Here is a 23083-nt window from a genome sequence, read left to right on the forward strand (position 1 = left end):
CGGCCCTCACCGGTCCGCGCCGGACACGGCGGCGTCCCCGTCGAGCAGGACGTCCTCGTCGAAGCAGGTGCGCGCGCCGGTGTGGCAGGCGGCGCCCTCCTGGTCCACCCGGACCAGCACGGTGTCGGCGTCACAGTCGAGCGCGACCGACTTCACCCACTGGACGTGCCCGGAGGTGTCGCCCTTGACCCAGTACTCCTGGCGGCTGCGCGACCAGTAGGTGCAGCGGCCGGTGGTCAGGGTCCGATGCAGTGCCTCGTCGTCCATCCAGCCGAGCATGAGCACCTCCCCGGTGTCGTACTGCTGGGCGATCGCGGGCAGGAGGCCGTCGGCGCCGCGCTTGAGGCGGGCGGCGATCTCCGGGTCGAGGCTGCTGGGCCGGGGCGTGCCGGGCGTACTCGTCATGGGTGCCATTGTGCCGCGCGCCACCGACAGCCCCGGCCGGGTGTCCACTGCGCGGACCGGCGGCTCATCGTAGGCTGACCCCATGTCGACCTTCGCCAAGCGTGAACGGCTCCTGCTCGCCGACCTCTTGGAAACCGTGGGCCCGGAGGCGCCGACCCTGTGCGAGGGGTGGCGGACCCGGGACCTGGCCGCGCACGTGATCGTGCGCGAGCGCCGTCCGGACGCGGCCGGGGGCGCGCTGATCAAGCAGCTCGCGTCCCGCCTGGAGAAGGTGATGGCCGAGTACACCGCGAAGCCGTACGAGGAGCTGATCCAGCTCATCCGCACCGGTCCGCCGCGGTTCTCGCCGTTCCAGGTCAAGCAGGTGGACGAGGCGGCGAACACGGTCGAGTTCTACATCCACACCGAGGACGTGCGCCGGGCGCAGCCGGACTGGAGCCGGCGGGAGCTGGACCCGGTGTTCCAGGACACCCTGTGGTCCCGCCTGGAGCGGACGGCCCGGCTGCTGGGCCGCGGTGTGCCGACGGGGCTGGTGCTGCGCCGCCCGGACGGGCAGACCGTGGTGGCCCACAAGGGCGCGCCGGTGGTCACGGCCACCGGGGAGCCCTCGGAGCTGCTGCTGTTCGCGTTCGGCCGGGACCGGGCGGCGCAGGTGGAGCTGGAGGGTGACGCGGAGGCGATCGACACCCTGCACTCGTCCAAGCAGCTGGGCTTCTGAGGCCGCCTGGTGATCAAGGTCGCGATGACCGGGGTGTACGTGGACGACGTGGCGCGGGCCCACGCCTTCTACACGGACGTCCTCGGTTTCGAGACCCGTACGCGCATGGATCTCGGCAACGGCACGCTCTTCGTGACGGTCGGCGCGCCCGAGGGCGCCCAGCCGGACCTCCAGCTCCTCCTGGAGCCGGGCCAGGGGCTCGTCGCCGAGCCCTACCGCCGGGCGCTGTACGAGGCGGGCATCCCGTGCATCGTCTTCTCGGTGGACGACCTCCCGGCCGAACACCGCCGGCTGTCCGCGCTGGGCGTCCGCTTCCCGCACGGGCCGCGGCGGCAGGGGCCGGTGCTGGCGGCGGTGCTCGACGACACGTGCGGCAATCTGGTGCAGCTGGTGCAGCCCGACGCGTGAGGGTCAGCCCGGGAGTTCGGCGCGGCGCAGGGCCGGTACGACGAGGGGGACGACCCCGCCGAGGCCGCAGACGCAGGCGCTGACCAGGTAGACGGGCCCGACTCCCCACAGGCCGATCGCGGCGGCGGCCACCGGCATGCTCAGCGGGGTGAGGCCGAGGCTGATCAGGCTGGAGACGGCGGTGACCCGGCCGAGGTAGGCGGGGTCGGCCTGGGTCTGGAGCACGGCGCCGCACAGGGCGCCGCTGAGCCCGGTCAGCAGGCCGACGAGCAGGGCGGTGCCGACGGCCACCCAGAGGGTGGGCGCGAAGGCGAGGGCGCCGACGGCGAAGGACCCGGCGAGCAGGGCGACGCCGGACAGCAGTCCGGCGCGCGGCAGCCGCCCCCGGAGGGTGAGCAGCAGCGAGGCGGCCCCGGCGCCCACGCCGAACCCGGCGAGCACCCAGCCCATCCCGGTGGCACCCCAGCCGCGGTGGTCCGCGAGCAGGGTGAGGCCGACGTTCAGCGGGCCGACGAAGCCCAGGTCGCCGAGGGCGATGGAGAGCATCAGCGGGGCGAGGACGCGGTGCCGGCGGATGTGGCGCAGCCCGGCGGCGAGGTCGGCCCGGGCGGTGCCGCGGGGGCCGTCCGCCCCGCCCGGCAGCTCCCGTATCCGCACGGAGAGCAGCAGCGGCACGGAGACCGCGATCAGCGCTCCGGCGAGGGCGAAGGCCGCCGGGGCGCCGCCGACGGCCACGCCGAGACCGCCGAGCGGGGCGCCGACGACGCTCGCGAACCGGATGGCCAGACCGCGCATGCCCTGCACCCGGGCCAGCTGGTCCGGGCCGGTGATCCGGGCGGGCAGGGCGCCCACGGCGGGTATGAACACGGCGTCCACGGTGCCGAAGACCAGTGCGAGCAGGGCGAGCGGCCACAGTCCGGGGCTGGTGAGGTACAGCAGGGCGGCCACCGCGAGGACGGCGGCGCAGCGCATGGCGTCGCTGCCGACGACGACCCGGCGGGGCCCGAGCCGGTCGGCGAGCACTCCCCCGCCGAGCATCAGGACGGCCCTGGGCACCGCGCTCACCGACATCACCAGGCCGGCCTGTGCCGGGGTCCCGGCCCGCACGGCCGCCCAGGACAGCGCGAGGTAGTAGACGCTGTCGCCGAGCATGGAGCAGGTGTAGGCGGTCAGCCAGCGCCGCACATTGGGGTCCCGGTGGGCCTGCACGGTGGCGGGTGCGAGCGACGAGGCCGGGTCGGGCTCCTCGGACGGGCGGGGCGGGGCGGCCGGGGCGCGGCGGGGCTCAGCCACGGAACGGGAACGCGTAGGTGTGGACCGCGACGTTCTCGCGGCCCCCGGTCTCGCCGGCGGCCTGCGCCGCCCGGCCGCGCTCCTCGTAGCGCCGCACGAGGGCGAGCATGTCCCGGGTCAGCTCGGCGAGTTCGGCGGCGGTGAGCCGCAGCATGGCCTCGGAGGACTCGGCGGCGTCGTTCCACTCCTCGCCCCAGTGCGCGCGCTCGTCGAGGAAGCGCTGGTACATCTCGGTCCGCTGGGCGAAGAACAGCCTGCTCGCGGCGGTGTGCGCGGCGGCCTTCTCGGGGGCGTCGCGGAAGTCCTCGTCGCTGATGCGCACGCCGTCGGACGCGGGCTGCCACCAGCGTTCCCGGCCGTCCCCGCTCTGCTGCGCGGCCTCCTCGATCAGCCCGTGCTCGGCCAGCTTGCGCAGGTGGTAGCTGACCAGCGAGACGGCCTCGTCGACCTGGCCGGCGAGCTGGGAGGCGGTCGCCGTCCGGGCCAGGGTCAGGGCGCGGTAGAGCCGCATCCGCAGGGGGTGGGCGAGCGCCTTGAGGGTGCCCAGGTCGGTGATCCGGCGGTCTCTTTCCTTCTCTGGCATGCCATGATCCTAGATGGGAAAGAAATCTTGCGCAATGAAGTTTGCGCAACTTTCCTTTCGCGTCTGTTCCGTGAAAAGGCCCCGGCGGCACCAGCCACCGGGGCCGAGCCCGCTCGCCGGGCGTCAGCGCACCGGGTGTCCCGCCCCCCGCAGCGTCTCCTTCACCTCGCCGATGCGCAGATCGCCGAAGTGGAAGACGGAGGCGGCCAGGACCGCGTCCGCGCCCGCGGCGACGGCCGGCGGGAAGTCGGCCAGCCTGCCCGCGCCGCCGGAGGCGATCACCGGCACGGAGACGTGCTTGCGGACGGCGGCGATCATCTCCAGGTCGTAGCCGTCCTTGGTGCCGTCCGCGTCCATCGAGTTCAGCAGGATCTCGCCCGCGCCCAGTTCGGCCGCGCGGTGCGCCCACTCGACGGCGTCGATGCCGGTGCCCCGGCGACCGCCGTGCGTGGTGACCTCGAAGGAACCGGACTCGGCGCGCCGGGCGTCCACCGACAGCACCAGCACCTGGCGGCCGAAGCGCTCGGCGATCTCGCGGATCAGCTCGGGACGGGCGATGGCCGCGGTGTTCACGCCCACCTTGTCGGCGCCCGCCCGCAGCAGCTTGTCCACGTCCTCGGCGGTGCGCACGCCGCCGCCGACGGTGAGCGGGATGAAGACCTGCTCGGCGGTGCGGCGCACCACGTCGTACGTCGTCTCCCGGTTGCCCGAGGACGCGGTGATGTCCAGGAACGTCAGCTCGTCGGCGCCCTCGGCGTCGTACACCTTGGCCATCTCGACGGGGTCGCCCGCGTCGCGCAGGTTCTGGAAGTTGACGCCCTTGACGACCCGGCCGTTGTCCACGTCCAGGCAGGGGATGACTCGGACCGCCAGGGTCATGACTGCTCAGGCTCCTCTGAATGCTTCAAGCTCTACTTCGACCAGGATGCGCGGGTCCACGAAGCCCTCGACCACCAGCAGGGTCGTGCACGGGCGCACGGAGTCGAACAGCTCCTTGTGGGCCCGCCCCGCCTCGTCGACGTCGCGCACATGGCTCAGGTACATACGGGTGCGGATCACGGACTCGACGCCGAGCCCGAACTCCTTCAGCGCGTCGAGGGCGTTGCCGAAGGCGACCCGGGTCTGCTCGTACGGATCGCCCTCGCCGTAGAGGACCGTGCCCTTGAAGGACGTGGTGCCGCCCACGGACACCCGGTCCCCGGCCGCGACGGCGCGCGCGAAACCGAAGCTCTCTTCCCAGGGACTTCCGCTCTGCACACGCCGCACGGCTTCGGACGTCATGACGACACAGCCTCCAGGGCCTCTTCCAGGGTGAACGCCTTCGCGTACAGGGCCTTCCCGACGATGGAGCCCTCGACACCGAGGGGCACCAGTTCGGCGATGGCGCGCAGGTCGTCCAGGGACGACACGCCGCCGGAGGCCACGACCGGCCGGTCCGTCGCCGCGCACACGTTCCGCAGCAGCTCCAGGTTGGGGCCCTGGAGGGTGCCGTCCTTGGCGATGTCGGTGACGACGTAGCGGGCGCAGCCCTCCTTGTTCAGGCGCTCCAGCGTCTCGTAGAGGTCGCCGCCGTCGCGGGTCCAGCCGCGGCCGCGCAGGGTGGTGCCGCGCACGTCCAGGCCCACCGCGATCTTGTCGCCGTGCTCGGCGATCACCTTGGCGACCCACTCGGGGCTCTCCAGGGCGGCCGTGCCGAGGTTGACGCGGGTGCAGCCGGTGGCGAGGGCGGCGGCCAGGGTGTCGTCGTCACGGATGCCGCCGGACAGCTCCACCTTGATGTCCATCGCCCCCGCGACCTCGGCGATCAGGGCCCGGTTGTCGCCGGTGCCGAAGGCCGCGTCCAGGTCGACCAGGTGCAGCCACTCGGCGCCGGACCGCTGCCAGGCGAGGGCGGCCTCCAGCGGGGAGCCGTAGGAGGTCTCGGTCCCGGACTCGCCGTGGACGAGCCGTACGGCCTGGCCGTCGCGGACGTCGACGGCGGGGAGGAGTTCGAGCTTGGCCATGGTCTACAGGGTTCCGATCCAGTTGGTGAGGAGCTGGGCACCGGCGTCGCCGGACTTCTCGGGGTGGAACTGGGTGGCCCACAGGGCACCGTTCTCCACCGCGGCGACGAACGGCCGGCCGTGCGTGGCCCAGGTGACCTTGGGCGCGGCGATCACCGGGTTGTTCGCCTCCTGCGTCCAGTCGTGGACGGCGTAGGAGTGCACGAAGTAGAAGCGGGCGTCGGCGTCGAGACCCGCGAACAGCTCCGAGTCGGCGGGGGCCTCGACGGTGTTCCAGCCCATGTGGGGCACGACGTCGGCCTCCAGGGGCGCGACGGTGCCGGGCCATTCCTCCAGGCCCTCGGCCTCCACGCCGTGCTCGATGCCGCGCGTGAACAGGATCTGCATGCCGACGCAGATGCCCATCACCGGCCGTCCGCCGGACAGCCGGCGGTCCACGATCCAGTCACCGCGGGCGGCGCGCAGGCCCTGCATGCAGGCGGCGAAGGCGCCGACGCCCGGCACCAGCAGGCCGTCGGCGTTCATCGCCCTGTCGAAGTCGCGGGTGATCTCCACCTCGGCGCCGACCCGTGCGAGGGCTCGCTCGGCGGAGCGGACATTGCCGAAGCCGTAGTCGAAGACCACGACCTTCTTCGCGGCCGCGCTCAATTCCACACCTCCAGCCGCATGACGCCCGCGACCAGGCACATCCCGGCCGCCAGGGAGAGCAGCACGATCAGGCTGGTGGGCATCTTCTGCTTGACGAAGGAGACGATGCCACCGACCAGGAAGAGGCCGACGACGATCAGGATGGTCGACAGACCGGTCATGGGTTACAGCGCGCCCTTCGTCGACGGGAGGATGCCGGCCGCGCGCGGGTCGCGCTCGGAGGCGTAGCGCAGCGCCCGGGCCAGCGCCTTGAACTGGCACTCCACGATGTGGTGGGCGTTGCGTCCATACGGTACGTGGACGTGCAGCGCGATCTGCGCCTGGGCCACGAAGGACTCCAGGATGTGCCGGGTCATCGTGGTGTCGTACGCGCCGATCATCGGCGCCATCCGCTCGGGCTCGGTGTGCACCAGGTAGGGACGGCCGGAGAGGTCGACGGTGACCTGGGCGAGCGACTCGTCCAGCGGGACCGTGCAGTTGCCGAAGCGGTAGATGCCCACCTTGTCGCCGAGCGCCTGCTTGAAGGCGGCGCCGAGCGCGAGGGCGGTGTCCTCGATGGTGTGGTGGGAGTCGATGTGCAGGTCGCCGTCGGTCTTCACGGTCAGGTCGAACAGTCCGTGCCGGCCGAGCTGGTCGAGCATGTGGTCGTAGAAGCCGACGCCGGTGGCGATGTCGGTCCGCCCGGTGCCGTCGAGGTCTATCTCGACCAGGACCGAGGTCTCCTTGGTGGTGCGCTCGACGCGCCCTACGCGGCTCATGCCTCAAGCTCCTTCTTGACTTCACGTACGGCGTCGAGGAACGCGTCGTTCTCCTCGGGCGTGCCCGCGGAGACCCGCAGCCATCCCGGTACGCCGTTGTCCCGGACCAGGACGCCCCGGTCGAGGATCTTCCGCCAGGCCTCGTGCGCGTCGGCGAACCGGCCGAACTGCACGAAGTTGGCGTCGGACTCGATGACGTCGTAGCCGGTCGCGCGCAGCTCGGCGACCAGCCGGTCCCGCTCGGACTTCAGCTGCTCGACATAGCCGAGCAGGGTGTCGGTGTGCTCCAGGGCGGCCAGCGCGGTCGCCTGGGTGATCGCCGACAGGTGGTAGGGCAGCCGGACCAGCTGGACGGCGTCCACCACGGCCGGGTCGGCGGCCAGGTAGCCGAGGCGCAGGCCGGCCGCGCCGAACGCCTTGGACATGGTGCGCGAGATCACCAGGTGCGGGCGGCCGTCGAGCAGCGGCAGCAGCGAGTCGCCGTGGCTGAACTCGATGTACGCCTCGTCCACGATCACCATCGACGGCTTGGCCGCCTGCGCCGCCTCGTACAGCGCGAGCACCGTCTCGGGCGGCACCGCGTTGCCGGTGGGGTTGTTGGGGGTGGTGACGAAGACGACGTCGGGCCGGTGCTCGGCGATGGCCTTCTCGGCGGCGGCGAGGTCGATGGTGAAGTCCTCGTTGCGCGGGCCGGAGATCCAGCCGGTGCCGGTGCCGCGGGCGATCAGCGCGTGCATCGAGTACGACGGCTCGAAGCCGATGGCGGTGCGGCCGGGCCCGCCGAAGGTCTGCAGCAGCTGCTGGATGACCTCGTTGGAACCGTTGGCCGCCCACACGTTCTCGATGCCGAGCGGGTGCCTGCCGGTCCGCTCCAGGTACTTGGCCAGCTCGGTGCGCAGCTGGACCGCGTCCCGGTCGGGGTAGCGGTTCAGCTCGCGGGCCGCCTCGCGCACCCGCTCGGCGATCCGCTCCACCAGCGCCTCGGGCAGCGGGTACGGGTTCTCGTTGGTGTTCAGCCGTACGGGCACGTCCAGCTGGGGCGCGCCGTAAGGGGACTTGCCACGCAGCTCGTCCCGGATGGGGAGGTCGTCGATCCGCACGTCGCTCACTTGCCCTCCGGTACCTTCCACCCGAACCGGGCCTTGATCGCCGCGCCGTGCGCCGGCAGGTCCTCCGCCTCCGCCAGCGTCACCACGTGGTGCGCGACCTCGGCCAGCGCGTCCTTGGTGTAGTCGACGATGTGGATGCCGCGCAGGAAGGACTGCACGGACAGGCCCGAGGAGTGGCAGGCGCAGCCGCCGGTGGGCAGGACGTGGTTGGAACCGGCCGCGTAGTCGCCGAGCGAGACCGGCGCCCAGGGGCCGATGAAGATCGCGCCCGCGTTGCGCACCCGGTCGGCCACGGCGGCGGCGTCGGCGGTCTGGATCTCCAGGTGCTCGGCGCCGTACGCGTCGACCACCTTCAGGCCCTCCTCGACGCCGTCCACCAGGACGATCGCGGACTGCTTGCCCGCGAGGGCCGGACGGATCCGGTCGTCGGTGTGCCGGGTGGCCGCGACCTGCGGCTCCAGCTCCTTCTCCACCGCCGCGGCCAGGTCCGCGGAGTCGGTGACGAGCACGGCCGCCGCGAGCGGGTCGTGCTCGGCCTGGCTGATCAGGTCGGCAGCCACGTGCACCGGGTCGGCGGTCTCGTCCGCGAGGATCGCGATCTCGGTGGGGCCGGCCTCGGTGTCGATGCCGATCCGGCCGGTGAAATAGCGCTTGGCGGCGGCGACCCAGATGTTGCCGGGGCCGGTGACCATGTTCGCGGGCGGGCAGGACTCGGTGCCGTACGCGAACATCGCGACGGCCGTGGCGCCGCCGGCCGCGTACACCTCGTCCACGCCGAGCAGCGCGCAGGCGGCCAGGATCGTCGGGTGCGGCAGCCCCCCGAACTCGGCCTGCGGCGGCGAGGCCAGCGCGATCGACTCGACACCGGCCTCCTGGGCCGGGACCGCGTTCATGATCACGGAGGAGGGGTAGACCGAGCGGCCGCCGGGCGCGTACAGCCCGACGCGCTCGACCGGGACCCACTTCTCGGTCACGGACCCGCCGGGGACGACCTGGGTGGTGTGGGTGGCGCGGCGCTGCTCGCGGTGGACGAGACGGGCGCGCCGGATGGACTCCTCCAGGGCCGCGCGCACGGCCGGGTCGAGGGCGGCCAGCGCGTCGGCGAGCGCCTGGGCCGGCACACGGACGGATTCCAGCCGTACTCCGTCGAACTTCTCCGCGAAGTCGATCAGCGCCGCGTCGCCACGATGATGCACGTCCTCGCAGATCGGACGCACCTTCTCCAGGGCGGCCTGAACGTCGAAGTCGGCTCGGGGCAGCAGGTCACGCAGGGCGGGGCCCTCGGGGAGGGCGTCGCCGCGCAGATCGATTCGGGAAATCACGGTTCCAATTCTCTCAGACCGCCGTCCTTGGTCGTCCGCGCGTATCAGTGGCTGATACAGAACGTGGACCAATCGGTGGTACATACGCTGGCCGGAACCCGGAAGATCCCCTTCACCCCTGGTGTTCCGGGCGTCACTCAGCGGGCATCAACGGCTGGACGAAACCTCCCGAACGGCGAAGAAGGCCCGGACCGCGCAGGGGTCCCGGCCGGCGACGAAAGAGGAACAGCGGTGACCGAGGTGGCCGGCCTGAGCGCCGGGGACCTGCCGGACGACCTGACCGCGGCCGAGGCGGGCATGTGGCAGGCCTTCCGCAACGGCAGTGTGTACGACCTGAGCAGCGGTGACAGCGTCGTGGACGATCCGCACGGCGGCCATCCCTGGGGGCCCGAGCGGTCCGTGCGGGCGCGCATCATCGCCTGGCTGCTGCTGGACGGACCGCCGGCGCTGGCCGGCCGGGTGTCCGCGCTGAAGCTCGCCGGGGTGCGGGTCACCGGCAGTCTGGACCTGGCGGGCGGCACCGTGCGGCCGTACGCGGAGCTGCGCGACTGCCGCTTCGACGAGCAGGTGCTGCTGCCGGAGGCCCGGTTCACCACGCTGCGCCTGGTGAACTGCTCGGTGCCGCGCCTGGAGGCGGCCCGGTTGCAGACCGAGGGCGATCTCCATCTGCCCCGCTGCCGGTTCCAGAACGGGGTCCGGCTGACCGACGCGCACATCGGCACCGACCTGCTGCTCAACCAGGCGGTCGTGTACCGGGACCGGGGCGGGCGGTCGATCGCGGCGGACGGCCTCAGCGTCGGCCAGGACCTCCAGGCGGAGCTGCTGGAGTCGCACGGCGAGCTGCGGTTGCGCGGCGCCCAGATCGGGGTCTCGCTGAGCCTGCGCGGCGCGCGGCTGTACAACCCGTACTCGCGGCTGGCCCTGAACGCGCCCCAGCTCAGCGTGGAGCGCACCCTGTACCTGACCCCGGCCGGGGTGGGCAATCCGCTGCTCAGCGGCACCACGCCGGCCCGCGGCACCCGGATCCAGCGGTTCGAGTGCCAGGGCGGGCTGCGCCTGGACGACGGGCGGTTCGGGGACGCGGTCGACCTGGAGCGGGCCAGGTTCACCCTCACCGACGACCAGGAGCTGTCGCTGCGCCGGGTGCACGCCCCCGAGCTGCGCTTCCTCGGGGACGGCCCGCAGCGCGGCAAGGTGGTGCTGTCGGGGGCCCGGATCGTCAACCTGGTGGACCGCGCGGGCGCCTGGCCGGGCGCCGGACGGCTGCACATGGGCGGCTTCACCTACGAGAACCTGGTGCCGCAGGGCCCCTTCCCGCTGACCCGGCGGCTGGACTGGGTGGCGGCGGCCACCGCCGAGTACGCCCCGGAGCCGTACGAGCGGCTGGCCGCGGTGCTGCGGGAGGCCGGCGAGGACGAGGACGCGCGCGAGGTGCTGCTCGCCAAGCAGCGCCGCCGCCGCGAGACGCTGCCGCCGGCCGGGAAGCTGTGGGGGTACGCCCAGGACTGGACGGTCGCCTACGGCTACCGGCCCGGCCGGGCCGCGGTGTGGATGGCGGTGCTGTGGGCGGCGGGCACCCTCGCCTTCTCGCACGCCGACCACCCCCCGACCAACCACGACCAGCATCCCTACTGGAGTCCGGCCCTGTTCACGCTGGACCTGCTGCTCCCGGTGATCGACCTGGGCCAGGCCGGCGAGTGGCAGCTGCGCGGCGGCTGGCAGTGGCTGTCGGCCGCGATGGTCATGCTGGGCTGGGTCCTGGCGACGACGGTGGCGGCAGGAGCGACCCGGCTGCTGCGGCGCAGCTGAGCCGCCTCGCCGAGGCGCGGCACGGGGCCTTGCCGACAGGCCGCGGTGTCCGTAAGACCCCCACCAGTCGTACAAAAATAGAACACATACCTTTTACCGCTCCTTGACCCTCGGTCGCACAACCTTCGACAACTTCCCCCAAGCCTCTGGCGCTGTCCCGACCTGCGGACTTTCAATGGTCCGCACCATGGTTCCGTTGTCCTCGTTCCTCCGCCGCACCTGGATGTCCAAGCGCCCCGCGCGCCCGGCCGGCCGGATCCCGGACGGGGACGAGGCGGTGCTCGACGCGCCCGACGACCGGCTCTCGCCCGCGCTGGTCGCGGCCGGCCGGGGCGAGTACCGGGCCGCGGCCGAACTGCTGGCCGCCACCCGCGCCGCAGCCCAGTGGGAGAACCACGACCGCTACGCACGGCGGCTGGCCGCCTTCGCCCGGCTGCGCCCCGAGTGGTTCGAGAACTGGCGCGCGGCCGACCGGGACGACCCGAACGCCCTGCTGGTCGCGGCCCAGCTGGCGGTGGACCGGGTGTGGTCGTCGCCGGCCCGCGCCGAGCTGCTGCGCGAGGTGAGCCCGCTGATCACCGCCGCCGCGCGGGCCGACGACCGCGATCCGGTGCCCTGGCGGATCGCACTGGACCACGCGCGCGGCTCGCGGGCCGGGCACCGCTACTTCGAGGAACTGTGGGCGGCGGCGCTGCGCCGCGCCCCGCACCACTACGGCTGCCATGTGGCCGCCCTGCGCTACCTGGCCGCCTACTGCTGCGTCCGGTTCGGCGACACGCCGCACGCGCCCAGCGCCGCGCACCGCGAGTGCTTCGACTTCGCCGAACTCGCAGCGCAGGACGCCCCGGCCGACTCGCTCGTCCAGGCGCTGCCCGTGCGGGCCGCCCTGGCCTGTCTGCTCGACGGCGGCGGTCCCGGGGTCGCCCGGGACCGGCTCGACGCGGCGGCCGACCGTGCGATCGCCCTGTCGGCGTGCTTCGCCCCGGCCGACCCCTGGCCCGCCGGCGTACGCAACACGCTGCTGTACGTCCTGCTGCGCCTGGACCGCCCGCAGGACGCCCTCGGCCAGCTGCGGCTGATCGGCCCGTACGTCACCTCCTGCCCGTGGGACCGGTTCTCCGACGACCCCCTCGGGTACTTCCTGGGGCTCCGCCGGCACCTGCTGACGGGGGCCGGAGCGCCCGTCCCGGCAGGTCTGCCGCCGGGTCCCGAGGACCTTCTGCCCGCCCACCGCGGACACGGCCGCGCCGCCGACCACTAGGCTGGGGCGCCGTGACCACCGTCCGTCTGCCCCTGTTCCCGCTGAACACGGTCCTCTTCCCAGGACTCGTGCTGCCGCTGAACGTCTTCGAGGAGCGTTATCGCGCCATGATGCGCGAGCTGCTGAAGACCCCGGAGGACGAGCCGCGGCGGTTCGCCGTCGTGGCCATCCGCGACGGGTACGAGGTGGCGCCGAGCGCCCCCGGCATGCCCGACCCCACGGCGCAGCCCGAGCGGGGCCCCGCCGCGGGCTTCGGCCCGGACCCGCTCAAGGCCTTCCACGGACTGGGCTGCGTGGCCGACGCGGCGACCATCCGGGAGCGCACCGGCGGCGGCTTCGAGGTGCTGGCGACCGGGACGACCCGGGTGCGGCTGCTGTCCGTGGACGCCTCGGGCCCCTTCCTGACGGCCGAGCTGGAGGAGCTGGCGGAGGAGCCGGGCGACGAGGCGGGGGCGCTCGCCGAGGGCGTGCTGCGGGCGTTCCGGCAGTACCAGAAGCGGCTGGCGGGAGCACGGGAGCGTTCGCTCGCGACGAGCGCGGAGCTGCCGGACGACCCGAGCGTGGTGTCGTACCTGGTGGCCGCCGCGATGGTGCACGACACGCCGACCAAGCAGCGGCTGCTCCAGGCGCCGGACACCGCGTCCCGGCTGCGGGACGAGCTGAAACTGCTGCGCGGGGAGACCGCCATCATCCGTACCCTGCCGTCGTTGCCCGCGTTCGAGCTGACGCGGTCGCCGACCAGCCTGAACTGAGTACGAACCGAGGGATCCGCAGACAGCGATGGCGAAGAAGTCGAAGAAGCAGCAGCAGTCCGGGGGGACGCCGGCGACGGTGGCGCTGACCGCGGCGGGCGTGGAGTTCACCGTCCACGCCTACGAGCACGATCCCTCCCACCCGTCCTACGGCGAGGAGGCGGCCGAGGCGATGGGCGTCTCCCCCGACCGGGTCTTCAAGACCCTGGTGGCCGACGTCGACGGCACGCTGGTCGTCGGCGTGGTCCCGGTGGCCGGCACCCTCGACCTCAAGGCACTGGCCTCGGCGGTGGGCGGCAAGCGCGCGACCATGGCCGACCCCGCCCTGGCCGAACGCACCACGGGCTACGTCCGGGGCGGCATCTCCCCCCTCGGCCAGCGCAAGAGGCTGCGCACCGTCCTGGACTCCTCCGCCCGCGATCACGCCACCGTGTGCGTGTCCGCGGGGCGGCGGGGCCTGGAGGTCGAACTGGCGCCGGGCGATCTGGCCGAGCTGACGGGGGCGGTGCTCGCGCCTATCGGGCGGGGGTGAAGGACTCCGGCCCCTCGCCCGGCTGCTGCGGTTCGGGGTCGCGGGGGCCGAACAACGCCGTCAGCCCCAGATGGACCAGGACGGCGGCGAACGGCCAGGACAGCAGCGCCGCCTTCGCGCCGAGCCGCAGCGGCGCCGGGAACGTGACCCCCTTGCCGACGGCCCGCGCATGCGCGATCACGTCGGAGGTGGGACCGAGCCAGACGCCGAGCCGCCACGCCAGCACCGAGCCGAGCAGCCCGCCGAGCGCCAGGCCCACGACGAGCGGTACGCCGCCCCGGCGCCGCCACAGGAACACCGCCAGCCCGCTGACCGCGCCGAACGCCAGCGCCAGCAGGGTGAACGTGCCGTCCACCCCGATCGCCTGCTCGCCCTCGCTGTCCTTGAGGTAGACCGTCCAGGTCCGGCCGGACACCTCGCCGACCAGCGGCACGTGCGGCGTCAGCCACCACCACAGCAGTCCGAGCAGCGCCCCGGCCACGGTCACCACCAGGGTGATCACTGCGGCCTCGCGTGCTTCGGTCTTCATCCCGGGGCCGTCCTCTTGGTAAGCGCCCGCGACCGGCACCCCGGCGGGCGGCGTCTGCCAGACCTGGTGCGCGGAGTCGTCGTGCGGCGGCGGTGGCGGATTCAGCGGTGCGGTCACCCTGACATCGTGCCAGGTCGGCCTGTGCGTCGCGTCATCGGACGGCGGCCCTGCGGTACGCCCACGCCGCGACGGCCAGCGAGACCACCCCGACACCCGCGCACACCCCCAGGTCAGCGAGGACGACCGCCCAGTCCGGGTGTTCCCCGAACGTGCGGGCGTACGCCTCCACGCCGTAGGTGGAGGGCAGCAGGTCCCGCGCCAGCCGGATGATCTCCGGCATCCGGTCGGCGGGCAGCACGCCCAGCAGCAGCGCGGCCGACATGCCCAGCTGCCCGAGCAGCGTGGCCAGCTCGGGCCGGGGCGCGAGCAGCCCCAGCGCCGCGCCGAGCCCGGACAGCGCGGCCCCGGCGAGCGGGACGACCGCGAGCAGCACCCACAGGTTGGACAGCGGCAGCCCGAACAGCGCACAGCCGAAGACGGCGGTCACCAGCGTCCCCGGCACGGTGAAGGAGGCGTACGCCGCCGCCGCGCCCAGCACCACCGCGGCCGGCGGCACCGGCAGGGTGGCGTAGTGGTCGAGCCCGCCGCCGGCCCGCAGCTGCCCGAAGTACTGGGCCAGCAGGTTCAGCGCGACGTAGGCGACGACCAGCACGGACGAGCCGGCCACCACGGACCGCGCCTCGAACCCGTTGTCGACGACCCCGCGCATCATCACGGTGATGCCGACGGACTGGAAGGTGGCCACGAACAGCAGCGGGATCCTGGACACCCGGGCCCGGGACAGCTGTGCCCGGTACACGGCCACCAGGGACGGCCACAGCCGCGCGGCCGGGGCGAGCGGCGCCGCGGCCGGCACCGCCTCCGGCACCGTCCGGGCTCCGTCCGGCAGAACCTGCGCGGGTACGACACTCACGACGTGCTGCTCCTCTTCCCTGCGGCGCCTGCGGTGGTCGTACCGACCCCGGTGCGTACGGCGGCCCGTGTGCTCACGCCTTCACCAGCCCCCGCCGCGCGGCGCCGCCCAGCGCGAGGTAGACGTCCTCCAGGCTGGGCGTGGCGAGGGTGAAGTCGTCCAGCGCGGCGAAGGCGGCACCGCCGGTCACCGTGGCGACGGCGGCGCGGGCCTCCTCGGGCGCGAGCCGCAGCGTCCAGCGCCGGCCGGACTCCACCGCCCGCTCGCGCAGCACGGCGACCTCGGGCACGTCCAGCGGTGCGCGCTCCCGCCACACCAGCTCCACCCGCACCTCGCCGGCGACCTGTTCCTTCAGGCCGGCGGGGGTGTCGCAGGCGATGACCCGGCCCCGGTCGAGCACGGCGACCCGGTCGAGCACGGTCTCGGCCTCGATGACGTTGTGGGTGACCAGCAGCACGGTGGTGCCGTGCTGGGCGCGGCGCCGGTCCACGGCCGCCCAGACCGCGCGCCGGGCCACCGGGTCCATGCCGGTGGTCGGCTCGTCCAGGACCAGCAGCGGGCGCTCGCCGACGAGGGCGGCGGCGAAACAGGCGAGCCGCCGCTGCCCGCCGGACAGCTTCTTCAGCGCCCGCCCGGCGATCGGGGTGAGCCCCAGCTCCTCCAGCACGGCGTCCCGCTCGGCCCGCGCCCGCGTCGCGTCCAGGCCGCGCAGCCGGCCGGTGGTCTCGGCGGCGAGGGAGACGGTCAGCTCGTCCAGGGCGGTCGATTCCTGACCCAGGTAGGCGAGGAGGCGCGCGGCGCGTTCGGGGTGGCGCACGATGTCGTGGCCGAGGATCTCGACGCTGCCGGTGTCCGGTCGCAGCAGGCCGGTGAGCTGGCGCACGAGGGTGGACTTGCCGGCGCCGTTGGGTCCGAGCAGCCCGAAGATCTCGCCGCGCCGTACGGTGAGTTCCAGGCCGTCGGTGGCCCGCACCTCGGGCGTGCCGGGGGCGCCGCGCCGCCCCTTGACGGCCGGGTAGGTCTTGCCGAGCCCGCGCACACGGACGACCTCGTCCTGCCGAAGTGCCTGCCCCACGCGCGTACTCACAAGGGGAGAGGGTACGGGGTCGGGGCCCTTTACTCGTCTTTGGGGCCGCCCGAACCGGTGCCGGACACGGGGCTCACTCCCCCGTGGCCGCCTGCTCGGCGGCGGCCGGGACGTCGAACTCGCGCCAGAACCCCGCCCGGATGGCGTAACGGTCGTGCTCGTCGATCTGGTCGTCCTTGTGCGCGAGCAGGCCGAAGCGGGCGGCGTAGCGCAGCAGCTCGCCGTCGATGCGGTGCGGGATGCGCGGGTACATCTGGGACAGCCGCTGGAGGTGGCTCTGGTCGCCGAGCCGGGACATCCAGCGGCGGGCGAAGACCTGCCCGACCTCGTAGGGGTCGCCGCCGACGGTGGTGATGTCCTCCTCGCGGTCGGCCCACCGCTGCTCGGCGGTGGTGAGCTGGGCCAGGGTGGGCATGGCGGCGGCCTCGGCGGGTTCCGAGACGGTGCCCGGCCGGTCCACCCAGCCCTTGTCGGAGGACCAGCGCAGGGTCGCGGTGGCGGGCTGCGCGGCGGACGGGGTGCCGGGGGCGCGCAGCGCGGCGAGGTCCTTGGGGGTGGGCACGCCCTTGGGGGCGGGCACCCGCTCCTGGGTGCCGTTCTCGGTGGCCGCGGCGGCCGGTCGCGACTCCCGGGCGGCGGTGCGCTCGCCGGCCGCCGCGAGCGCGGACTCGGGCAGCGGGGCGGAGAGGATCGCGGCGATCTCGGGGCGCGGCACGGGCGGCGGGGCGCACACGCCGGTCAGTTCCTTGGCGCGGACGGCCTGGGTGATCCACGCCCGGTCCAGGACGCGGCGCTCGTCGGCCTCGGCGACCAGGTCCTCGGACTGGTTGTAGTCGCCGTCCGCGGCCTGGACGGCCCACAGGTGGACGGCGACGCCGTGTTCCTTGGCGGCCATCATGCCGGGCAGCAGATCGCCGTCGCCGGTGACGAGGACGACGTCGGAGCAGGCCCGGTTGCGGGCCAGCTCGGTCAGCTCGGCGTGCATGGCGGCGTCCACGCCCTTCTGCGCCCAGCGCCCGTCGCTGCGGGTGAGGGCGCCGAGCCGGACGGTGACGCGGGGCATGACGCGCAACCGGCGGTGCTCCGGCTGGGGGACCCGGTCGGGGGCGCCGTCGAACCAGTAGATGCGCAGCAGGGGCCGTTCGGTGTCGGACTCCGCGCGGTCGCGCAGCGCCTGGATCAGTGCGGTGTGGTCGACGGTGATCCGGGACCGCGAGGGCTCGCCCGCGAGGAGGCTGGCGGCTGCGCCCAGCAGATACCCGGCGTCCACCAGGACGATGCAGCGGTCCACGCGACTCACCCTCTTCCCGGGAGGTTTTGCTTCGGACTTCCTTCGAGTCTGCCCGACCGCGCGGGGGTTAACGGCCCGAACTCGATCTTCGGCGTGGCGTTTGCGGCTGTTACTCGCCAACCTACCCTGTCACACAGGGTAATTGTCCGACATGCGATTGATGTCAGCGTATGTGAATCTGAATCCGGCCCTGGCCCCTAGATCCCCCGCAGGAGGCAGATCACCATGGCCAAGAACAAGAACCGCAAGCAGGGTGGCTCGCAGAACCGCGCGGCGCAGCAGGCCGGTCACGCCCAGGAGCAGACGCAGCACACCGCGGAGTCCCACGAGTCCCCGGTGTCGCACATCCAGGGCAGCTCCGGTGATACCGGGCGCGGCCGGAAGCAGAAGAGCTTCGGCCACAACTAAAGGGCTGTTGACGCCCGTTGTGTGAAAGAGGGGCGCACCCGCCACGGGTGCGCCCCTCTCGCGCGGACACGGGCGCGCTCAGCCCGCCAGGCAGGACGGGCCGAGCAGCACCTTCAAGTCGCCGAAGAGCGCCGGATCGGGCTTGACCCGGTGCCGGTCCAGGCGCAGCACGGTGGTCTTGCGCGGGCCCTGGAGCTTGATGCGGACCTCGCTGTCGCCCTTGTGGTGGCTGAGGATCTCGCCGAGCCGGCTGACCATCGGCGGGGTGACCCGGGTGGCCGGGATGGTGAGGACCACCGGCGCGTTGGCACCCGCGTTGGACAGGTCCGGGACCATCAGCTCCATGGCGACGAGCCGGGGCACGTCCTCGCGCTTGTCGAGGCGGCCCTTGACGAACACCACGGCGTCCTCGACCAGTTGGGTCGAGACCAGCTGGTAGGTGGCGGGGAAGAACATGCACTCGATGGAGCCCGCCAGGTCCTCGACGGTGGCGATCGCCCACGCGTTGCCCTGCTTGGTCATCTTGCGCTGCAGGCCCGAGATGATGCCGCCGATGGTGACCACCGCGCCGTCGGCGTGCTCGCCGCCGGTGAGCTGGGAGATGCCCGCGTCGGCCTTGTCGGACAGCACGTGTTCGAGGCCGAACAGCGGGTGGTCGGAGACGTAGAGACCGAGCATCTCCCGCTCCTGGGCGAGGAGGTAGGTCTTGTCCCACTCGTCCTCGCCGAACTGCACGTCGAGCCCGAAGCCGGGTTCGTCGCCGGCGTCGTCGCCCATGCCGCCGAAGAGGTCGAACTGACCCTCGGCCTCCTTGCGCTTGACCGCGACCACGTTGTCGATCATCGGCTCGTACTGCGCCATGAGGCCCTTGCGGGTGTGGCCCATGGTGTCGAAGGCGCCGGCCTTGATCAGCGACTCGGTGGTGCGCTTGTTGCAGACCACCGCCTCGACCTTGTCCAGGTAGTCGGGGAACGACGAGTACTTCCCCTTCGACTTGCGGCACTTGATGATCGACTCGACCACGTTGGTGCCGACGTTGCGCACCGCGGAGAGGCCGAAGAGGATCACGTCGTCGCCCTGGGCGGCGAAGTTGGACTCGGACTCGTTGACGTTCGGCGGGAGCACCCGGATGCCCATGCGGCGGCACTCGTTGAGGTAGACCGCCGACTTGTCCTTGTCGTCCTTGACCGAGGTCAGCAGCGCCGCCATGTACTCGGCCGGGTGGTTGGCCTTGAGGTAGGCGGTCCAGTACGACACCAGGCCGTACGCGGCCGAGTGCGCCTTGTTGAACGCGTAGCCGGCGAACGGGACCAGCACGTCCCACAGCGCCTGGATGGCCTCGTCGCTGTAGCCCTTCTTGCGCGCGCCCTCCTGGAAGAGGACGAAGTTCTTCGCCAGTTCCTCGGGCTTCTTCTTGCCCATCACCCGGCGGAGGATGTCGGCCTCGCCGAGCGAGTAGCCGGCGATGATCTGGGCGGCCTTCTGCACCTGCTCCTGGTAGACGATCAGGCCGTAGGTGACGTCCAGGACCTCCTTGAGCGGCTCCTCCAGCTCGGGGTGGATCGGCGTGATCTCCTGCTGCCCGTTCTTGCGCAGGGCGTAGTTCGTGTGGGAGTTCATGCCCATCGGGCCCGGCCGGTACAGGGCCGACACGGCGGAGATGTCTTCGAAGTTGTCGGGCTTCATCAGCCGCAGCAGCGAGCGCATGGGGCCGCCGTCGAACTGGAAGACGCCGAGGGTGTCGCCGCGCTGGAGCAGGTCGAAGGTCGTGGGGTCGTCCAGCGGCAGCGACAGCAGGTCGATGTCGAGGCCCTTGTTGGCCTTCACCATCTTGACCGCGTCGTCCATGATCGTGAGGTTGCGCAGGCCCAGGAAGTCCATCTTCAGCAGGCCGAGCGACTCACAGCTCGGGTAGTCCCACTGTGTGATGGTCACACCGTCGGTGTGCCGGACCCAGACCGGGACGTGGTCGGTGATGGTCTCGCTGGACATGATCACGCCGGCCGCGTGCACGCCCATCTGCCGGACCAGGCCCTCCACGCCACGCGCGGTGTCGATGACCTTCTTCACGTCCGGCTCGTTCTCGTACATCGCCCGGACCTCGCCCGCCTCCGAGTAGCGGGGGTGGTTGGGGTCGGTGATGCCGGACAGCGGGATGCCCTTGCCGAGGACGTCGGCGGGCATGGCCTTGGTGATGCGGTCGCCCATCGCGTACGGGTAGCCCAGCACGCGCGCCGAGTCCTTGATCGCGTTCTTGGCCTTGATGGTGCCGTAGGTGCCGATCTGCGCGACCTTGTCGGCGCCGTACTTCTCGGTGACGTACCGGATCACCTCGGCGCGCCTGCGCTCGTCGAAGTCGATGTCGACGTCGGGCATCGAGATGCGCTCGGGGTTGAGGAACCGCTCGAAGATCAGGCCGTGCGGGATCGGGTCGAGGTCGGTGATGCCCATGGCGTAGGCGACGATCGAACCGGCCGCGGAGCCTCGGCCGGGGCCGACCGCGATGCCGTTGTTCTTGGCCCACATGATGAAGTCGGCGACCACGAGGAAGTAGCCGGGGAAGCCCATCGAGATGATGACGTCCATCTCGTAGTCCGCCTGCTTCTGGCGGTCCTCGGGGATGCCGCCCGGGAAGCGGCGCTCCATGCCGCGGCGGACCTCCTCCTTGAACCAGGTGACCTCGGTGTAGCCCTCGGGGATGTCGAACTTGGGCATGAGGTCGCGCTTCTCGAACATGCCGGTGGTGTCCACCATCTCGGCCACGAGGAGCGTGTTGGCGCAGCCCTGCTGCCAGGCGTCCGAGGAGTCGATGGCGTACATCTCGTCCGTGGACTTCAGGTAGTAGCCGGTGCCGTCGAACTTGAAGCGGTCGGGGTCGGAGAGGTTCTTGCCGGTCTGGATGCACAGCAGCGCGTCGTGGGCGCCCGCCTCGTGGGCGTAGGTGTAGTGCGAGTCGTTGGTGACCAGCGGGGGGATGCCGAGCTTCCGGCCGATCTCCAGCAGTCCGTCGCGGACCCGGTGCTCGATGTCGATGCCGTGGTCCATCAGCTCCAGGAAGTACTTGTCCTTGCCGAAGATGTCCTGGTACTCGCTGGCCGCCTTGAGGGCCTCGTCGAACTGGCCGAGGCGCAGCCGGGTCTGCACCTCGCCGGAGGGGCAGCCGGTGGAGGCGACGATGCCCTCGGACCACTGCGCGATGGTCTCCTTGTCCATCCGCGGCCACTTCTGGAGCCAGCCCTCGGCGTAGGCGTCGGAGGAGAGCCGGAAGAGGTTGTGCAGACCGGTCTTGTTCACCGCCCACATCGTCTTGTGGGTGTAACCGCCGGAACCGGAGACGTCGTCGCGCTTCTGGTGCGGCTGGCCCCACTGGATCTTGCGCTTGTTGCGCCGGGACTCGGGGGCGACATACGCCTCGATCCCGATGATCGGGGTGATCCCGGCCTTCTTCGCGGAATGGAAGAAGTCGTACGCGCCGTGCAGGTTGCCGTGGTCGGACATGGCGATGTGCGTCATGCCCATCTCGTTGCAGGCGTTGAACATGTCCTTCAGCCGCGCGGCACCGTCCAGCAGCGAGTACTGGGTGTGGACGTGCAGGTGCGTGAACGGCGGCTTTGACACGGTATGGCCTCCACGGGGAACGCTGGGTGACGAGTGACGGACGGTTCTGGGGGGACAGCGTCGAAGTCTATGCCCCGCCGCCGGGCGCCGTGGGCCGTCCCGGCGGACCCCGTGCGGGAACCGGGCACTCCCGCGTGGCGTCGGCCGTTGGACACGGCGGAGGCGCCGTCGTACGGACGAGCGCTCAGTGACGCACCACTCCCGCACCAGGAGGCATCCCGCGATGTCGGTCCCCCAGCTCAGCGCCGAGCAGCGCGGTGAGGAGATCCTCGCCGTTCTCGACACCGCCTTCGGCAGGTTCCTGGCCGCCGACCCGGCCGCGTGCCGGACGGCGTTCCGGAGGATGGCGGCCTCGGCCCTGGCGTTCCACCGGGGCGCGGCGTGCCTCTTCTACCACGACCTGGCCGCCGGCAAGCGGGGCGGCCCGTACCTGGACGACCGCACCTCGCGGGTGTGGATCCACGGCGACCTGCACACGGACCGCTTCGGCGCCCGCCTGGACGCCGAGGGCCGCCTGGTCTTCGGCGCGGACGGCTTCGAGGAGGCCTACGTCGGCCCCTTCCTGTGGGACCTGAAGCGGTTCGCGGTCTCGCTCGCGCTCCTCGGTCACGCCAAGGCGCTCGGCGACGCGCAGATCGCCGCTCTGGTGACCGCCTACGCGAGCGCCTACCGCGAGCGGATCCACGCGCTGGCCACGGGCGCCAAGAGCGACGAGGTGCCGCCGTTCACCCTGGACACCGCGCGGGGTCCGCTGCTCGACACGCTGCGGGCGGCCCGCGCGCGCACCCGCTCCGGGCTGCTGGAGCCGATGACCGAGGTCCGCGACTTCGAGCGCCGGTTCACGGCGGGCGCCGGCTCGGTGGAGCTGGACGCGGCCGACCGCTACAAGGTCCTGGCGGCCTTCGACGGCTATCTGGAGAGCCTGCCGGACTCCTCCCTGGCCCGCCCGGAGTCCTACCGGGTCAAGGACGTCATGGGCCGCCGCGGCACCGGCATCGGCCCCGCGGGGCTGCCGTCCTACGACATCCTCCTGGAGGGCCACAGCGACGCCCTGGAGAACGATGTCGTGATCCGCATCGCGCCGGCCCGCACCCCGGCCGTCGCCCGGCACATCACGGATCCGGCCATCGCCGGCTACTTCCGGCACGAGGGCCATCGCACGGTGGTCTCCCGGTGCGCCCTGCAACCGCACCCCGACCCCTGGCTGGGCTGGACCGAGCTGGACGGCACGGGCCGGCTGGTCACCGAGGTCTCGCCGTACACGGTCGCCCTGGACTGGACCGACCTGGACGACCCGGAGGAGCTGGAACCGGTCGTGGCCGACCTGGGCCGGGCCACCGCGGCGATGCACGCGGCGGCGCACGACACCTCCGGCGAGTCCCTGGTGCCGTTCTCCACCGAGCGGGCCGTCGACGCGGCGATCGCCGCCGACGAGGAGGGCTTCGCACCTCTCCTGACGGACTTCGCGCTCGGCTACGGCGCCCGGGTCCGCGCGGATCACCACCTCTTCGTGGAGCTGCTGCGCGACGGCCGGATCCCGGGGCTGTAGGGCCGGGGGCACAGGCGGTAGCCTGCG

The 23083-nt window shown here is 72.5% G+C and carries 24 protein-coding genes; 8 read left to right on the top strand and 16 right to left on the bottom strand.

Going from position 1 to position 23083, the window contains the following annotated elements:
• Positions 1-6: 6 nt before the first annotated feature.
• Positions 7-405: a phosphoribosyl-AMP cyclohydrolase gene (gene hisI / locus BLW85_RS12105; RefSeq protein ID WP_074996046.1), complete on the bottom strand. Its 399-nt coding sequence runs from the start codon at positions 403-405 to the stop codon at positions 7-9.
• 82 nt (positions 406-487) lie between these two features.
• Here hisI and BLW85_RS12110 point away from each other — a divergent pair, with 82 nt between their 5' ends.
• Both BLW85_RS12110 and BLW85_RS12115 read left to right on the top strand, forming a co-directional pair.
• A complete protein-coding gene (locus tag BLW85_RS12110; RefSeq protein WP_070028549.1) occupies positions 488-1123 on the top strand; it encodes a TIGR03085 family metal-binding protein in 636 nt (211 codons plus the stop codon).
• Between the two features lie 9 nt (positions 1124-1132).
• Positions 1133-1531 carry a VOC family protein gene (locus tag BLW85_RS12115; RefSeq protein ID WP_074992051.1) on the top strand — a complete coding sequence of 133 codons (399 nt, stop codon included), beginning with the start codon at positions 1133-1135 and terminating at the stop codon, positions 1529-1531.
• 3 nt (positions 1532-1534) lie between these two features.
• Here BLW85_RS12115 and BLW85_RS12120 read toward each other — a convergent pair whose 3' ends face one another.
• The 10 genes from BLW85_RS12120 to hisD form a co-directional block, all read right to left on the bottom strand.
• Entirely contained in the window at positions 1535-2740 is a 1206-nt protein-coding gene (locus tag BLW85_RS12120; RefSeq protein WP_074996047.1) for an MFS transporter, read from the bottom strand.
• Between the two features lie 76 nt (positions 2741-2816).
• Positions 2817-3407 carry an ArsR/SmtB family transcription factor gene (locus BLW85_RS12125; protein ID WP_070028551.1) on the bottom strand — a complete coding sequence of 197 codons (591 nt, stop codon included), beginning with the start codon at positions 3405-3407 and terminating at the stop codon, positions 2817-2819.
• 123 nt (positions 3408-3530) lie between these two features.
• Positions 3531-4286: an imidazole glycerol phosphate synthase subunit HisF gene (gene hisF / locus BLW85_RS12130; protein ID WP_070028552.1), complete on the bottom strand. Its 756-nt coding sequence runs from the start codon at positions 4284-4286 to the stop codon at positions 3531-3533.
• A 6-nt stretch (positions 4287-4292) separates the two neighbouring features.
• A complete protein-coding gene (locus tag BLW85_RS12135; protein WP_070028553.1) occupies positions 4293-4688 on the bottom strand; it encodes a RidA family protein in 396 nt (131 codons plus the stop codon).
• Entirely contained in the window at positions 4685-5410 is a 726-nt protein-coding gene (priA, locus tag BLW85_RS12140; protein ID WP_070028554.1) for a bifunctional 1-(5-phosphoribosyl)-5-((5-phosphoribosylamino)methylideneamino)imidazole-4-carboxamide isomerase/phosphoribosylanthranilate isomerase PriA, read from the bottom strand. The genes BLW85_RS12135 and priA overlap by 4 nt, the downstream gene beginning before the upstream one ends.
• A gap of 3 nt (positions 5411-5413) precedes the next feature.
• Positions 5414-6064, bottom strand: a complete 651-nt coding sequence (gene hisH / locus BLW85_RS12145; RefSeq protein WP_070028555.1) for an imidazole glycerol phosphate synthase subunit HisH — start codon at positions 6062-6064, stop codon at positions 5414-5416.
• Positions 6055-6219 (bottom strand): hypothetical protein, encoded by a 165-nt coding sequence (locus BLW85_RS39360; RefSeq protein WP_167381400.1) that lies wholly within the window; start codon positions 6217-6219, stop codon positions 6055-6057. The genes hisH and BLW85_RS39360 overlap by 10 nt, the downstream gene beginning before the upstream one ends.
• A gap of 3 nt (positions 6220-6222) precedes the next feature.
• A complete protein-coding gene (hisB, locus tag BLW85_RS12150) occupies positions 6223-6816 on the bottom strand; it encodes an imidazoleglycerol-phosphate dehydratase HisB (RefSeq protein ID WP_074992052.1) in 594 nt (197 codons plus the stop codon).
• Entirely contained in the window at positions 6813-7925 is a 1113-nt protein-coding gene (locus tag BLW85_RS12155) for a histidinol-phosphate transaminase (protein WP_070028557.1), read from the bottom strand. The genes hisB and BLW85_RS12155 overlap by 4 nt, the downstream gene beginning before the upstream one ends.
• Positions 7922-9247, bottom strand: coding sequence for a histidinol dehydrogenase (gene hisD, locus BLW85_RS12160; RefSeq protein ID WP_074992053.1), 1326 nt, complete (start codon positions 9245-9247; stop codon positions 7922-7924). The genes BLW85_RS12155 and hisD overlap by 4 nt, the downstream gene beginning before the upstream one ends.
• 231 nt (positions 9248-9478) lie before the next feature.
• Between hisD and BLW85_RS12165 the strand changes: the two genes are divergently transcribed.
• The 4 genes from BLW85_RS12165 (at position 9479) to ybaK (ending at position 13601) form a co-directional block, all read left to right on the top strand.
• Positions 9479-11056, top strand: coding sequence for an oxidoreductase (locus BLW85_RS12165; protein ID WP_070028559.1), 1578 nt, complete (start codon positions 9479-9481; stop codon positions 11054-11056).
• A gap of 175 nt (positions 11057-11231) precedes the next feature.
• Positions 11232-12317, top strand: a complete 1086-nt coding sequence (locus BLW85_RS12170; protein ID WP_425275331.1) for a hypothetical protein — start codon at positions 11232-11234, stop codon at positions 12315-12317.
• A gap of 11 nt (positions 12318-12328) precedes the next feature.
• Positions 12329-13069: an LON peptidase substrate-binding domain-containing protein gene (locus BLW85_RS12175; protein ID WP_070028560.1), complete on the top strand. Its 741-nt coding sequence runs from the start codon at positions 12329-12331 to the stop codon at positions 13067-13069.
• Between the two features lie 28 nt (positions 13070-13097).
• Positions 13098-13601, top strand: coding sequence for a Cys-tRNA(Pro) deacylase (ybaK, locus tag BLW85_RS12180; protein WP_070028561.1), 504 nt, complete (start codon positions 13098-13100; stop codon positions 13599-13601).
• Here ybaK and BLW85_RS12185 read toward each other — a convergent pair.
• From BLW85_RS12185 to BLW85_RS12200, 4 genes are all read right to left on the bottom strand, one after another.
• Positions 13585-14247, bottom strand: a complete 663-nt coding sequence (locus BLW85_RS12185; RefSeq protein ID WP_070028562.1) for an AAA family ATPase — start codon at positions 14245-14247, stop codon at positions 13585-13587. The genes ybaK and BLW85_RS12185 overlap by 17 nt on opposite strands.
• A gap of 34 nt (positions 14248-14281) precedes the next feature.
• Positions 14282-15103 carry an ABC transporter permease gene (locus BLW85_RS12190; RefSeq protein ID WP_070028563.1) on the bottom strand — a complete coding sequence of 274 codons (822 nt, stop codon included), beginning with the start codon at positions 15101-15103 and terminating at the stop codon, positions 14282-14284.
• A gap of 73 nt (positions 15104-15176) precedes the next feature.
• The gene (locus BLW85_RS12195) at positions 15177-16190 is read right to left on the bottom strand and encodes an ABC transporter ATP-binding protein (RefSeq protein ID WP_074992054.1); all 1014 of its coding nucleotides are present in this window, start codon (positions 16188-16190) and stop codon (positions 15177-15179) included.
• A 73-nt stretch (positions 16191-16263) separates the two neighbouring features.
• Positions 16264-17481: an NYN domain-containing protein gene (locus BLW85_RS12200; protein WP_074992055.1), complete on the bottom strand. Its 1218-nt coding sequence runs from the start codon at positions 17479-17481 to the stop codon at positions 16264-16266.
• 225 nt (positions 17482-17706) lie between these two features.
• Between BLW85_RS12200 and BLW85_RS12205 the strand changes: the two genes are divergently transcribed.
• Positions 17707-17889, top strand: coding sequence for a hypothetical protein (locus BLW85_RS12205; RefSeq protein ID WP_070028566.1), 183 nt, complete (start codon positions 17707-17709; stop codon positions 17887-17889).
• Between the two features lie 78 nt (positions 17890-17967).
• Here BLW85_RS12205 and dnaE read toward each other — a convergent pair whose 3' ends face one another.
• Positions 17968-21507 carry a DNA polymerase III subunit alpha gene (gene dnaE / locus BLW85_RS12210; RefSeq protein WP_070028567.1) on the bottom strand — a complete coding sequence of 1180 codons (3540 nt, stop codon included), beginning with the start codon at positions 21505-21507 and terminating at the stop codon, positions 17968-17970.
• A 223-nt stretch (positions 21508-21730) separates the two neighbouring features.
• Between dnaE and BLW85_RS12215 the strand changes: the two genes are divergently transcribed.
• Positions 21731-23056, top strand: coding sequence for a DUF2252 domain-containing protein (locus BLW85_RS12215; protein WP_070028568.1), 1326 nt, complete (start codon positions 21731-21733; stop codon positions 23054-23056).
• Positions 23057-23083: the final 27 nt, after the last annotated feature.

Source organism: Streptomyces misionensis (genome assembly GCF_900104815.1).
Lineage (GTDB): Bacteria > Actinomycetota > Actinomycetes > Streptomycetales > Streptomycetaceae > Streptomyces > Streptomyces misionensis.